Here is a 13,159-nt window from a genome sequence, read left to right on the forward strand (position 1 = left end):
AACTCGACGACGAGCAGGCGAACACGAAATGTTGTTCGGGTGTACCGAGGGGTATTTTTCGGTAACCCATTTGAGATGATCACCGGAGCAGAGCTTACCGATCGCAATCGAACCCTTACCCCCGTCGCCCAGTGCTGGCCGACCGATCGCGACTCGCTGGGCAACCTCCACCGAAACGATTGCGCAAAGGACCATCCTGCGGATGAGTCAAGGCACCTGGGTCGTCACACTGAGGAGGGGCGGCCCGCCCTGCGGAACCGGTGGCGAGCCCTTGCCGTGAATTCCGGCGCGCTGCGCGCAGGTGCGATGGACAGAGCGTCACAAATCCCCTTAAGGTTGGCTAATGTTGCGCAATACGACATTCGACTGACCTATTTTCCCATCGCCCTCCATAAGATCCCCCTAACTGCTTGGTAGTAGTCGCTCCGATCGATTCGGAGCTCGACCTGGGGGAGAACGCCATGCGTGGCAGCGAATGGATGTGAGAAGCCAACGGCCTATCCCGACCGGCCGGCACGTTGCGCTACGGTGCGAGCAGCACCGGGTGATGTCGGGAGCGCCATGGACAGTGCACGACGACGCGGCCATGAGGCCGACAGGACTCTGAGGATCCTGGTCGGCCTCATCGTCGTTCTGGCGCTCGCCGCCTGCGCGATCGCGTTGACCTCCGCGCCGAGGCCCGCGGGCCATTCGGTCCGCGACTTCGCCACGATCGCCACGCTCACTTCCATGGTCGCAGTGGCCACCCTGGTCAAGGCCAGGATCCGGATCAGGTCCACGACCCACTCGATCACCTGGAACGAAACAGCCATCCTCATCGGAGCTGCTGTCGCGCCGCTTTCCTGGGTGGTCCTCTCCACCGCCGCCGGTGTGGCGGTCGCCTTCGCCATCCTCCGGCTCTCCGCCATCAAGACGGCGTTCAGCGTCGGCAAGAACACCCTGGTCGCTGCGGGCGCCGGGCTCACCCTGGTCACCCTTCAAGGTCGGTGGGACTCCGGCGGGCCGCTGGCGCTGCTGGGCCCGGTCGCCGCGGCCTATCTCGTGGCCACGGTCCTCGACGAGGTGCTGGCGATTCCGGTCATCGCGCTCGCCTCCGGCACGCGGATTCGCCAGCAGTTCCGCGCGAACTGGGATCTCCGTGCGGTGGGCTTCGTGGTGCGGTTCGTCGTGACCGTCTGCACCCTGCTCATCCTCCGGGCCGAGCCGCGACTGCTGCTCGCCGTGCCGCCGCTGGTGCTCAGCCTGCACCTGGCGTACTCCACCCGGATCCGCACCCGCACCGAGCAGCAGGCCTGGCAGCGGCTCGCCCGGACCACCGACGCGCTCAACGTCGTCGACCTCGACCAGGTGCTCACCACCGCCGTCACGCAGGCCGCCGAGCTCTTCTCCGCCGACGAGGTCGAGATCGAGCTGCGCGACGGACGGCGCACGGTCCGCGGTGGCACCGGCGGCATCGCGTACGACGGCGAGGCCCCGGAGGCCAGCCGGGTGGCCGGCACCGTCGTCCCGGTCGCCCTGGAGGGGCACGACCACCTGGTCGACCTCGGCGTACTCCGGCTCCGCTTCGCCGGCCCGGTCGAGCTGTCCGAGCGGGAGCGGTACACCCTGCGTACCTTCGCCTCGGCGCTGTGCACCGCGGTCCGCAACGCCCAGGCGTACGCCGAGCTGGCCCGGATCGCCGAGGAGCACGCGTACGCGGCCACCCACGACGCCCTCACCGGGCTCTCCAACCGCCGGCACCTGCTGGACGAGGGCACCGAGCAGCTCACCAACCGGCACGCCGACGGCGTCACCGCCCTGGTGCTGATCGACCTCAACCACTTCAAGGAGGTCAACGACACGCTCGGGCACGGCGCCGGCGACCGGGTGCTCATGCAGGTGGCCGACCGGCTGCGGGCGGCGACCCGCCCGGGTGACCTGGTGGCCCGGCTCGGCGGCGACGAGTTCGCCGTCCTGCTACGCGGGCTGCCCGCCCCGGCGATCGCGGCGCACCGGGCCGAATCGCTGCTGGGCGCGCTGCACGAGCCGCTCGACCTGGACGGCATGCGGATCAGCGTGGAGGCCAGCGGCGGCATCGCCGTGGCCCCCGCCAGTGGCGGCATGCCCGAGCTGCTCCGCCGCGCGGACGTCGCGATGTACCAGGCCAAGCGGGCCGGCCAGCGGATCTCCACGTACGCCCCGACCCGCGACACGGCCGACCTGGGCCGGCTCACTCTCGGCGGCGAGCTGCCCCGCGCGGTCGCCGACCACGAGTTCACCGTCACCTTCCAGCCGATCGTGGACCTGGCCAGCGGCGCGGCCATCGGCGCGGAGGCGCTGGCCCGCTGGCACCATCCGACCCACGGCGTGATCGACCCGCTGCGCTTCCTGGAGGCGGTGGAACGCTCCGGGCTGCTGCCCGCGTTCGCCGAAGCGATCCTCGACCAGGCGCTCATCGCGGCCGGCACCTGGCGGACCGCCGGGTTCGACCTGCCGGTCTCGGTGAACGTGTCGCCGCGCAGCCTGCTCGACCCCCGTTTCCCCGGGGCGGTCCTGGCCCGGCTGCGGGCCCACGACCTGCCGCCGGACCGCCTGGTGCTGGAGCTGACCGAAACCCTGACGCTCAGTCAGCTCGACGTGGTCGACCAGGTGCTCGGCCGGCTCCGCGACTCCGGCGTACGGCTGGCCCTCGACGACTTCGGCACCGGCTACTCGTCGCTCTCCCTGCTCTCCCGCATCCCGGTGCACGAGCTGAAGATCGACCGCAGCTTCGTCACCGCGATGGAGACCACGACCGAGGCGGCCGCGGTGATCCGCTCCACGCTGGACCTCGGCCGCAGCCTCGACCTGACCGTGGTGGCCGAGGGCGTGGAGAACGAGCCGCAGCGGCGGGCGCTGTGGGAGTTGGGCTGCGCCGCCGGGCAGGGCCACCTCTTCGCCCGGCCGCTGCCGGCCGGCGCGCTGCTCGCCGCCCTCCAACGGGGCGCGGGCGGCCGACCCGGCATCCTCGCACCCCCGCTGCACGACACCGGCGCGGTGATCCGCCTGCCCGGCCGCCGGACCGGTGGCCGGAGCCGGACCGTCGGCAGCCCGTCCGCCGGCCAGACCGCCGACGAGCCCCGCCGGCGCTGAGCCCGGCCCCGCCCCACGGCCGGGAGCCTCGCCAGGTCGCGGACGGCCGGGGAGCGACAACGAGCGGAAGACGGTCGCCGGGGCGCCGTCTGCCAGACTGGCCGGCGTGACCGCCGCGCCCGACCGGACCGCCCCCGCCCCCCCGCGCTGGCAGGCGGTCGACTCCGCAGCCGGCGGGCTCGCCCTCGACCTGGGCCTCTACGCCGTCTCCGCGGTGTTCGCCGGCATCACCGCCGCCACCTCGACCCTGCTGCCGCACCGTGCCTGGGGCGCGCTCGCCACCTTCGGGTACGCGCTCGCGACGCTCGCCGCGACCGGCCAACTCCTCGCCCGACGCCGGCACGCCGGCACCTTCCTCGCCGGGCTGCCCGCCCGCTGGGCGGTCACCGGCTTCGCCTGGGCCACCACCGCACTGCTGCCGGTCGCCGCGCAGAGCATCCAGCGGGCGGCGGGGCGCACCGACCGGGCGCAGGAGGAGGTGGTCGTCATCGAGCACGCCGGCGCGCGGCTCGCCGACCACGGCACGCCCTACCTGGGGCACGACGCGATCGCCGCGCTGCCGCCGGCGGAGCAGCTGCTCGGCTACACGCCGTACCAGCCGGGGATGGCGCTGTTCGGACTGCCCCGGGCCGCCGTCGACGCCTGGTGGACCGACGCGCGGGTCTGGTTCGCCCTGGTCACCGCCGTGGCGCTGGCCGTCGCGGTGGTCACGCTGCGCGGCACCTCCGGCCCGGACGCCCCCGGTCGGGGCGGCGCCCTGCTCCGCGGCGTACAGGCGGCCACCGTGCTGCCGGTCTGCGCGCTCACCCTGGCCACCGGCGGCGACGACCTGCCCGTCCTCGCGCTCTGCCTGCTCGCGCTGACCCTCGCCGCCGCCGGCCGGCCGGGTCGGGCCGGCGTGGCGGTCGGGGTAGCCGGGGCGCTGAAGCTCTTCGCCTGGCCGGTGGCGCTCGTGCTGGTCTGCTGGGCCGCCACCCGCCGGGCCGGCGTCCGCACCGCGCTCGGCGCCCTCGGCCTGCCCGCCGTCGCGCTGCTCCCGGCCCTGCTGATCGACCGGGACGCCCTGGCGGAGAACGTACTGCGCTTCCCGCTCGGGCACGGGCTGGTGACCAGCCCCGCGCAGTCCCCCTTCCCCGGGCACCTGATCGCCGCCGCGCTGCCCGCCGGCCGGATCGTCGCCGCCGCGCTGCTGGTCGCGGTGGGGGTGGTGATCGCCGTCCGGCTTCTCCGCCGTCCGCCGCGCACCGCCGCCACGACCGCGCTGATCTGCGGGTACGGGCTGCTCGCGGCGATCCTGCTGATGCCCTCGACCCGGTTCGGCTACCTGCTCTACCCGCTCGCCCTGCTGGTCCTCGCCCCCGCGCTGGCGCTCGCCGAGCGCCGGCCGGAGGTCGCCGCCTGACCGCCATTCCGGCAACTCCGCGGCGCGCAGGGCCGGCAGGGCGTACACCTGAGGCATGACCACCTACCGCGACCGGGAAGAGGCGGGCCGGGTGCTCGCCGACCGGCTCACCGACCTCGCCGGACGGCCGGACGTCATCGTGCTCGGGCTGGTACGCGGCGGCGTACTCGTCGCTCGGGTGATCGCCGAGCGGCTCGGCGTGCCACTGGACGTGCTGGTGGTCCGCAAGCTCGGCGTGCCCTGGGCGCCGGAGGTGGCGTACGGGGCGCTCGGACCCGATGGGGTGCAGGTGCTCAACGAGATGGTCGCCGACCGGTTCAGCGAGGCCGACCGGGCCGAGGTGCGGCAACGGGAGCAGGCCGAACTGGAGCGCCGGGAGAGCCGCTACCGGGCCGGCCGCCCGCAGCTCGACCTGACCGGGAAGACCGCCGTCATCGCCGACGACGGACTGGCCACCGGGGCCACCGCGCGCGCCGCCGTGCAGGTGGCCCGCCACCTGGGCGCCGCCCGGGTGGTCGTCGCCGTGCCGGTCGGCTCCGACCAGGCGTACGAGATGCTCGCCGCCGAGGCCGACCAGGTGGTCATCGTCGAGACCCCGCCGGACTTCGCCGCGGTGGGCGCCTACTACGACGACTTCCATGAGGTCTCCGACGACGAGGTGACGGAAGCGCTCACCGCCACCGCGTGACTCCACCGGGTACCGTCGGTCCCATGCAGCTCACCTGTCCCAAGTGTCACGGAGACATGCGCCAGTACGAGCGCAGCGGAGTGATCATCGACCAGTGCGGCGAGTGCCGCGGCATCTTCCTCGACCGCGGCGAGCTCGAGAAGCTGTTCGAGGCCGAGGCGAACTGGAACCGGCAGCACGGTGCCCCGCAGGCGGCCCCGGCAGCCGGCGGCTACACCCCGCCTCCGCCCCCGCCGCCAGGCGCCGCACCGCAGCAGCCCGGGTACGGCGCCGTCCCGCCGCCCCCTCCGCCACCGCCCGGCCACGGCTACGCCCAGCCGGCCTACGGCCACGGCGGCGGCCACTACGGCTACCACGGCCACTACCGGCGCAAGAAGCACCACGGCGGCTTCCTCGGCGAACTCTTCGACTGAGCGCCCCTTTCCGGCCGGGCCGGCACCGCCGGTCCGGCCGCTGTGCCGGCCCGGTGCGGTCGTGGCAGGCTGCTCCTCATGACCGCGATCCGGCAGCACGACGCGCTGGCCCAGGCGTACGACGGGATCACCGCCGTCGTCGCCGGGCTCGACGACGCCGCCCTGCAACGGCCGACCCGGTGCCGCGGCTGGCTCATCGCCGACCTGCTGTTCCATGTCCTCTGCGACGCCCAGCGGGCTCTGGTCGCACTGGCCAGCCCGGCCGCCGGCCCGGCCGACGTGGACGACGTCAGTTACTGGCGTGCGTTCACCCCCGGCGGCAACGACGAGGCCAGCCTGAAACACGCCTGGTGGGCCCGCCGGTCGGCTGCCGCGTTCGAGCGGCCCAGCGGCGTCGTCCGGCTCTGGACGGACACCGCCCCCGCCGCCGCCCGGGCGGCCGCCGCCGACCCCGACGGGTACGTCACCACCCAGCGGCACGTGCTGCGCGTACCGGACTTCCTCGCCACCCTGACCACCGAGGCGGTCATCCACCACCTCGACCTGGTGGTCGACCTGCCCGACGCCGCGCGCCCCGCCGCGGCGCCCACCCGGGTCGCGGTGGCCACCGTGGACGTCCTGCTCAGCGACGAGGCCGTCCGCCCGACCGGCTGGGACGACCGGGAATACCTGCTCAAGGCCACCGGCCGGCTGCCGCTCACCGACCGTGACCGGCGGGAGTTGGGCGAGGCCGCCGGCTGGTTCCCGCTGCTCGGTTAGGGACCAGCGGACGGGTCAGACGATGGCCATGTCGACGAATCGGGAGAGATGCAACTGTGCAGCGACAGTAATGGTGTCCGTGGGCCCATTTCTGTGTTTGGCAACAATCAGATCCGCCTCTCCCGCCCGCGGCGACTCCTTGTCGTAGTAGTCGTCGCGGTGGAGAAGGATGACAACATCTGCATCCTGCTCAATTGATCCCGACTCCCGCAGATCGGACAACTGCGGTCGCTTGTCGGTGCGCTGCTCCGGGCCACGGTTCAGCTGACTCACCGCGATCACCGGGCACTCGACCTCCTTGGCCAGCAGCTTGAGGCCACGGGAGAGGTCGGCGACCTCCTGCTGCCGGCTCTCGGTGCGTTTCGGCGACGTCATCAGCTGGAGGTAGTCGACCACGATCAGCTTCAGGTCGTGCTTCTGCTTGAGCCGCCGCGCCTTGGCCCGGATCTCCATCAGGTTCATGCTCGGCGTGTCGTCGACGAACAGCGGTGCCTCGCTGATCTCACCCATGCAGCGGGCCAGCTTGGTCCAGTCGTCGTCGGAGAGCTGACCACTGCGCAGCACGTGCAGCGGTACGCGGGCCTCGGCCGAGAGAAGTCGCATGACGATCTCGACCTTGCTCATTTCCAGCGAGAAGATCGCCGACGCCTGGTTGGCGCGGATAGCCGCATTTCGAGCGAAGTCCATGCTTGCGGTGCTGTTGTGCGTCGGGATCATCGACCGCCCCGCCAAATACAGGTGGTCGTCGTTGTCGACGGTCACGCAGCGAACGGGGACGCTCGGCACCGGCCGCACGTCGACGATGAACCGGCTGTCAGTCCGGGCGCTGCTGTCGCTGCGACGTCGGCTTCGGTGAGCCTCACGTTTGCGCGCCAGGCAGAACACGTCATGGTTCGTGGTGAAGTTCAGGTTGTACGCGGTTGCCGAGTCCGGGCTGCGTCCCTGGACCGTCCTACGGGAGACTGAACACCGATAGCCGAGGCTGACGATCAGTTCGTAAACACCCTCCGCAAGTTTGGGCGAGGTGGTGGTGAACTGAACGTTGCCCGTGCCCGTGACGGTTCCGTCAGTGTCCAGCAGCCCCGCCAGCAAGGCCCGCCGCTGCTCCTCGGATGCACGCAGGTACAGCCCCGGAACGTGCTTAGAACCCAGGACCCCAGCCTCGCGCAGAGCGTGCACCAGTGATGCCGGGCGGTTTCCGCACACCGCGCACCCACCTCGGCTCCTGCCGCACATCACGCAACTCTTGGGCCGAATCGAGAAGAGCGTCGACACGGCAGACGACTGCCTGACCTCGAACCCGTCCTCCTCGATCCGGGCGAGGATGCCTTGGTCGACGCTGGTGATTCGGGAGCCGGCGCTGTGGCCGTCGCCTAGCCAGGCGCCAAGCGTGTACGGCGGCACCGGAAGGTCCCGCTCTGGTAGCTGAAGGGCCGCGCAGTTTTCCACCGCGTGGTTCAGCCGGCGGTCGGCCGTTTCGGTGCGCAGTGTGGCGGCGATCTGCGCGGTGGTCATCACGCCGTCGTGATCTGCTCGGGCACCGGAGTTGACGTGCCGCTCGGCCCGTTCGCGGAGGCCGGCCAGGAGCGCCCCGGCCGGGTAGCCGGGAGCGCTCCAGTTCCGCACCTTGCCGGCCCGGGTCACCGGGCGGCTCACCCGACCGTTGGCACCCATTTGGTGCGCGACGGTGTGCAGCACGTTCCGGAACTCGGGACCGACCTGTTCGAGGGTCTGCGCGAGCGTCACCAGCCGGTGCGGCGCCGCGCCGGCCATCGCCTCAACCGCACGCACCCTGGCCAGCGACTCCTCCGACCAGTAGTGGCGCAGGCGCGCCTCCGGCTGCCGGCGGCTGGCCCGGGTGGTCGTCTTCCAGAGGTGCTCGGCGTCGGCCACGATCACCGAGCCGTCCGAGAACTCGACCTCGTAGCAGGGACGGTCGTGCATCACGTCGAAGGCGGCGGTAATGGTGGTCGGCGTGCCATCCGCCGCAACCAGCTTGTCCCCGACCGCCACCTCACCCATGGTCGTCCAGCCGTCCGGGGTCGGCAGCGGCGTGTCAAGCGCCAAGGCCTTTCCGAGACCCGGCCTGCCCGCCACGATGATGAGCTGACCCGGGTGCAGGCCGTTCAACAGCCGGTCGAGGTCGCTGAAGCCGGTCGGCACACCGGTCATCACGCCGCCCTGGGCGCCCACGGCCTCGATCTCGTCGAGCGTCGGCTGCAGCATGTCGGCCAGCACGGCGAAGTCCTCGCTGACCCGCTTCTCGGTCACCTCGTAGACGGCCTGCTGGGCGAGGTCCACGACGTCGTCGACGTCCCGGCTCCCCCCCTGGCCGGTGCCGTATCCGAGCTGGACGATCCTCGTGCCGGCCTCGACCAGCCGGCGCAGCACCGCGCGCTCGCCGACGATGCGGGCATAGTAGGCGGCGTTGGCGGCGGTCGGCACGCTGGCGATCAGCGTGTGCAGGTAGGGCGCGCCACCGATCCGGGCCAGGTCGCCGGAGTCGGCCAGCGCCGCCGCGACGGTGATCGGATCAGCGGGCTCACCGCGGCCGTAGATGTCGAGGATCGCGTCGAAGATGGTGGCGTGCACCGGTCGGTAGAAGTCGTTGGACTTGAGGATCTCGACGACGTCGGCGATGGCGTCCTTGGAGAGCAGCATGCCGCCGAGGACGCACTGCTCGGCGGCCACGTCCTGGGGCGGAGTCTTCTCGAACGGCGCGTCGCGCTGCGCCGGCGCGGGCGACTGCCCGCCGGCTCGCTCCGCCCGCGTGTCGTCGGTGACCGACACGAGTCCCCCCTCGCTGCGTCGGATCCAGTCCAGCTATACCGCCAGGGTCTGACAGCTCCGACGACCCTCCGGTCGATCGGGGGCCATCGCCCGGACGGTCGGGGCACCACGATACGGAACCCGAGGTCAACCCCTCAACAATGCCGGTGGACGAGCCTCGGGACAACCTGTGGACGCCGGGGGAAGGAATGTGCGCAGCGTGTGCACAGGATGTGGACAAGCGATGGTGAATTCCGTTCCGAATCGCTCTGACCTGCGGTTATGTAATCCCCACCCTGTGGACGACAGATTTCGGGTGGAGCTTGAAACCCGATCGTCCCGTACTATCTCTGCGAACGGCTACACCTGGACAGCGGATTGCACTTTCGGTTGAGAAGGGTCACGCTCCGGCCGTGAGATACCGGGACTGGGGAAGCGGGGAGGACAGCCCGCGCGAGCGCCAGCCGATCGCCCCGCGGGACGATCCCGCCGAGCCGCTCCCGGTCGACGCGTACGACTCCGGCCGTTGCCGCACCCCGAGCCGGCGGTGGTCCACCGAAGCCGGCGAGGACGAGCCCGTCGACGCATACCTTCCCCGGTGGGCGGTGGAGTCGGGTGTCCGCCGGGCGGATGGCGGGGGTCGGCACGCCGCCCCCGACGATGACGAGGTCGAGCCGCCGTATTCGGGCGGCGGCTGGCGGGCCGGCACGGACAGCACGTGGCTCCGGGAGAGCGATCACCGCGAACTGCGGGCCGTCGGCGTCGGCCCGGCCGGCGAGCACACCGTCGAGTGGACCTTCGACACCCCTCAGGAGCAGGGGTACGTCGGGAGCCGGCGCGCCGAGTCCATCGAGGAGGAGCCGGTCTCCGGGCCGGCCCCGCGGAGCCGGCCGCGTCGCACGCAGACCCGCCGGCCGCAGGTCACCTGGTCGGGCCTCGCGGAGAGCCCGGCGTCGGGCGGGGAGGGCGACCGGTGGGACTCCGGCCGGACCAGCCGGCGCGACCGGCGGTCAGGGTCGGACTCCTGGTCCCGCCCGGAGGTGGACGACCCGTGGAGCCGGGGGTGGTCGGCCGGGCCGGACCCCGCGGAGCGGCCACCGGTCGACCCGTGGGACGCGTCGGGGGTGCACGCCTGGGACCGTGCCGTCACCGGCGACCGGTGGGACCAGCCGGACGGCACGGGCCGCTGGGACCGGACCGAGCACACCGGCGAATTCGGCCGGATCACGGACACCGGGCAATGGGACCGCTCCGCCGACACGGGCCAGTGGGACCGCTACACCGCCGCCGGCCAGTGGAGCCGGTACGCCGAGGTCGACCCGTGGGACCGGACGGTGCCGCCGGCGCCGGCCCGCGAGGGCTGGGCATCGGCGGAGCGGGCCGAAGGGTTCTGGTCCGGGACCCGGCTGGCCGGTGACGACCCGCGGTGGATGGAGACGCCACCGTCTGCGCCGCGTTCTCCCATGGCCGCCTACACCGCCCCGCGGCTGCGGACGGCGGGACCGGTGGGCGCCGGGCGGGACGGGGTGCCGACGTTGCGTCGGCAGATCGGGACGGTCGGCGGCGGGTCGTGGGCCCGCCGGCTGGAGGACGACCTGCTCGATCCCGATCCGGGCGGGCCGCTCCGGCCGCTGGTCTACACCGCCGCCTGCTACCTGGTGCCGGCGCTGCTGCTCTTCGTCGGGCTGCTGTTCCTCGACGGGCAGGCGCCGGCGGGCTGCGTCACCGACATCACCGGCGGCGGTTGCGACTCGCCGCGCGCGCACGCCTTCGCCTCGCTGATCGCCGGCGCGCCGCGGTTCGGGCTGGCGCTGGTCAGCAGCCTCGTCGTCGCGGTGGTGCTGCGCCGGGTCGGGACGACCTGGCGGTCGGCGACGGTGGCGCTGGCCGCGGCGGTGGTCGGCGGTGGCCTGTCCACCGTGATGGTCAGCGCGGTGACCGGCCAGCCGATCGGCTGAGCGACGCCGGCCGGGCCCGATGCCTGGACAAGTGGAAGGGCCCGCACCGGAGTCCGGTGCGGGCCCTTCCGTCGTGCTGTGGGTGTCAGCCCTTGACCACGGTCAGGTCGAACTTGGCGGTCACCTCGGGGTGCAGCTTGATGCTGACCGGGTAGGAGCCGAGCGACTTGATGTGGGCGGGCAGCTCCAGCCGACGGCGGTCGAGGGTCGGACCGCCGGCCGCCTTGACGGCGTCGACGATCTCGGCCGGGGTGACCGAGCCGAAGAGCCGGCCACCGTCGCCAGCGCGGGCCTTCAGGTTGACCTTCAGACCCTCGATCTGGGCCTTGACCTCGTTGGCGTGGCCGAGGTCGCGGATCTCCCGGGCCGCGCGGGCCCGCTTGATGACCGTGACCTGCTTCTCCGCGCCCTTGGTCCAGGCGATCGCGAAGCCCTGCGGCAGCAGGAAGTTACGGCCGTAGCCGTCCTTCACCTCGACGATGTCGCCCGGGGCACCGAGGCCGGACACCTCCTGAGTCAGGATGATCTTCATATCGGTGCCTCCTCTCAGCGGGTCGTGGCCGTGTACGGCAGGAGCGCCATCTCGCGGGCGTTCTTGACCGCACGGGCGATCTGCCGCTGCTGCTGCGAGGTCACGCCGGTCACCCGCCGAGCGCGGATCTTGCCGCGGTCGGAGATGAACTTGCGCAGCAGCGCGGTGTCCTTGTAGTCGATGTAGGTGATCCCGTCCTTGTCGAGCGGGTTCACCTTCTTCTTCGGCTTGCGAAGTGCCGCAGCCTTGGCCATTGCTCTTGCTCCTGGTTTGCGATCGCGGGCGCTCGGCGCCATTAGAACGGGGGCTCCTCGTCGAAGTTTCCGCCGCCCGAACCACCGCGCGAGGGAGCCGGCGCAGCCGAGGCCCAGGGGTCGTCGAAGTTGCCTCCGCCGCCGCCCTGGCCACCACCACCACCGAAGCCGCCACCGCCGCCCGAGCGGGACATCTTCTGCACCTTCGCCGTGGCGTAGCGCAGGGACGGGCCGATCTCGTCGACCTCCAGCTCGATGACGGTGCGCTTCTCACCCTCACGGGTCTCGTACGACCGCTGACGCAGCCGGCCGGACACGATCACCCGGGCGCCGCGCTGCAGCGACTCGGCGACGTTCTCGGCGGCCTGCCGCCAGACCGTGCACGAGAGGAACAGCGGCTCGCCGTCCTTCCACTCGCCGGACGCCTTGTCCATGAAACGGGGCGTCGAAGCGACCCGGAACTTGGCGACCGCCGCCCCGGAGGGGGTGAACCGCAACTCGGGGTCATCGGTCAGGTTGCCGATGACCGTGATGGTGGTGTCTCCTGCCATGACCATCTCCTCGCGCACTCATCGTTTCGCCCTCACAGGCTCTCAGAGCCCTCTGACAGCGTCGATGAGGCTTGATCCGGACGTGCCGGGTCAGATGCTCAGCGCATCTCCGGACGGATGACCTTGGTACGCAGCACCGACTCGTTGAGTCGCAGCTGACGGTCCAGCTCGGCCACCGCCTCCGGCGTCGCCTGGAGGTCGATGACGGCGTAGATGCCCTCGGCCTTCTTGCTGATCTCGAACGCGAGGCGCCGGCGGCCCCACACGTCGGTCTTCTCCACCGAGCCACCCGCGGTCCGGATCACGTTCAGGTACGTGTCGAGCGACGGGGCGACGGTGCGCTCCTCGAGGCTGGGGTCGAGGATCACCATGATCTCGTAATGACGCAAGACGTGCTCACCTCCTGTGGGCTAAGCGGCCACGGTCCTTCCGTGGCAGGAGGTCGTGCGTCGTGGCCCGTGCCCGGTGCGGGGGAACCCGGCCGGACGCGGACAACCGGACCAGGATACCCGGTCCGGACGATCATCACCGGGCCGGTCGGGTGGGGCACCCGGGCACGCGACAGGGGTCCGCCTCCGGCGTCGCGCGCCGGAGGTGGACCCCTGTCCACGGGGCCGCGGGGCGTCCCGTCCGCATTCCTTGGGTGGGACCTGGGGAGGAACGACCACACCGATGAGGTTGGATCGAGGACGCCCCGCGGAGCTTTATTGTGTTGTCACCTG

The 13,159-nt window shown here is 72.0% G+C and carries 11 protein-coding genes; 6 read left to right on the top strand and 5 right to left on the bottom strand.

The genetic code is table 11. The features are described from left to right. Positions 1-561: 561 nt before the first annotated feature. From ACFYOS_RS08335 to ACFYOS_RS08355, 5 genes are all read left to right on the top strand, one after another. The gene (locus ACFYOS_RS08335) at positions 562-3,111 is read left to right on the top strand and encodes a putative bifunctional diguanylate cyclase/phosphodiesterase (protein ID WP_387136973.1); all 2,550 of its coding nucleotides are present in this window, start codon (positions 562-564) and stop codon (positions 3,109-3,111) included. 106 nt (positions 3,112-3,217) lie between these two features. After that, positions 3,218-4,513: a glycosyltransferase 87 family protein gene (locus ACFYOS_RS08340; protein ID WP_387136975.1), complete on the top strand. Its 1,296-nt coding sequence runs from the start codon at positions 3,218-3,220 to the stop codon at positions 4,511-4,513. Between the two features lie 55 nt (positions 4,514-4,568). Next, positions 4,569-5,201: a phosphoribosyltransferase gene (locus ACFYOS_RS08345; protein ID WP_387136978.1), complete on the top strand. Its 633-nt coding sequence runs from the start codon at positions 4,569-4,571 to the stop codon at positions 5,199-5,201. Positions 5,202-5,224: 23 nt separating this feature from the next. Beyond that, positions 5,225-5,614, top strand: coding sequence for a zf-TFIIB domain-containing protein (locus ACFYOS_RS08350; RefSeq protein WP_387136981.1), 390 nt, complete (start codon positions 5,225-5,227; stop codon positions 5,612-5,614). Between the two features lie 78 nt (positions 5,615-5,692). After that, positions 5,693-6,373, top strand: coding sequence for a maleylpyruvate isomerase N-terminal domain-containing protein (locus tag ACFYOS_RS08355; RefSeq protein WP_387136983.1), 681 nt, complete (start codon positions 5,693-5,695; stop codon positions 6,371-6,373). A gap of 15 nt (positions 6,374-6,388) precedes the next feature. Here the strand turns inward: ACFYOS_RS08355 and dnaB are convergent, their stop codons facing one another. Next, positions 6,389-9,163, bottom strand: coding sequence for a replicative DNA helicase (dnaB, locus tag ACFYOS_RS08360; RefSeq protein WP_387136986.1), 2,775 nt, complete (start codon positions 9,161-9,163; stop codon positions 6,389-6,391). A gap of 392 nt (positions 9,164-9,555) precedes the next feature. On the opposite strand from dnaB, the gene ACFYOS_RS08365 reads away from it, so the two are divergent. After that, positions 9,556-11,100 (top strand): hypothetical protein, encoded by a 1,545-nt coding sequence (locus tag ACFYOS_RS08365; protein ID WP_387136989.1) that lies wholly within the window; start codon positions 9,556-9,558, stop codon positions 11,098-11,100. Positions 11,101-11,185: 85 nt separating this feature from the next. Here ACFYOS_RS08365 and rplI read toward each other — a convergent pair whose 3' ends face one another. From rplI to rpsF, 4 genes are all read right to left on the bottom strand, one after another. Further along, positions 11,186-11,632 carry a 50S ribosomal protein L9 gene (gene rplI, locus ACFYOS_RS08370; RefSeq protein ID WP_387136991.1) on the bottom strand — a complete coding sequence of 149 codons (447 nt, stop codon included), beginning with the start codon at positions 11,630-11,632 and terminating at the stop codon, positions 11,186-11,188. 14 nt (positions 11,633-11,646) lie between these two features. Then, on the bottom strand, positions 11,647-11,886 hold the full coding sequence (gene rpsR, locus ACFYOS_RS08375) for a 30S ribosomal protein S18 (protein WP_013289355.1): 240 nt from the start codon (positions 11,884-11,886) through the stop codon (positions 11,647-11,649). 41 nt (positions 11,887-11,927) lie between these two features. Continuing rightward, complete coding sequence (locus tag ACFYOS_RS08380) at positions 11,928-12,455, bottom strand: single-stranded DNA-binding protein (protein WP_198940427.1); 528 nt, start codon at positions 12,453-12,455, stop codon at positions 11,928-11,930. 80 nt (positions 12,456-12,535) lie between these two features. Continuing rightward, positions 12,536-12,826, bottom strand: a complete 291-nt coding sequence (gene rpsF / locus ACFYOS_RS08385; RefSeq protein WP_387136996.1) for a 30S ribosomal protein S6 — start codon at positions 12,824-12,826, stop codon at positions 12,536-12,538. Positions 12,827-13,159 lie beyond the last annotated feature (333 nt).

The organism is Micromonospora sp. NPDC005806 (genome assembly GCF_042871425.1).
Taxonomy (GTDB): domain Bacteria; phylum Actinomycetota; class Actinomycetes; order Mycobacteriales; family Micromonosporaceae; genus Micromonospora.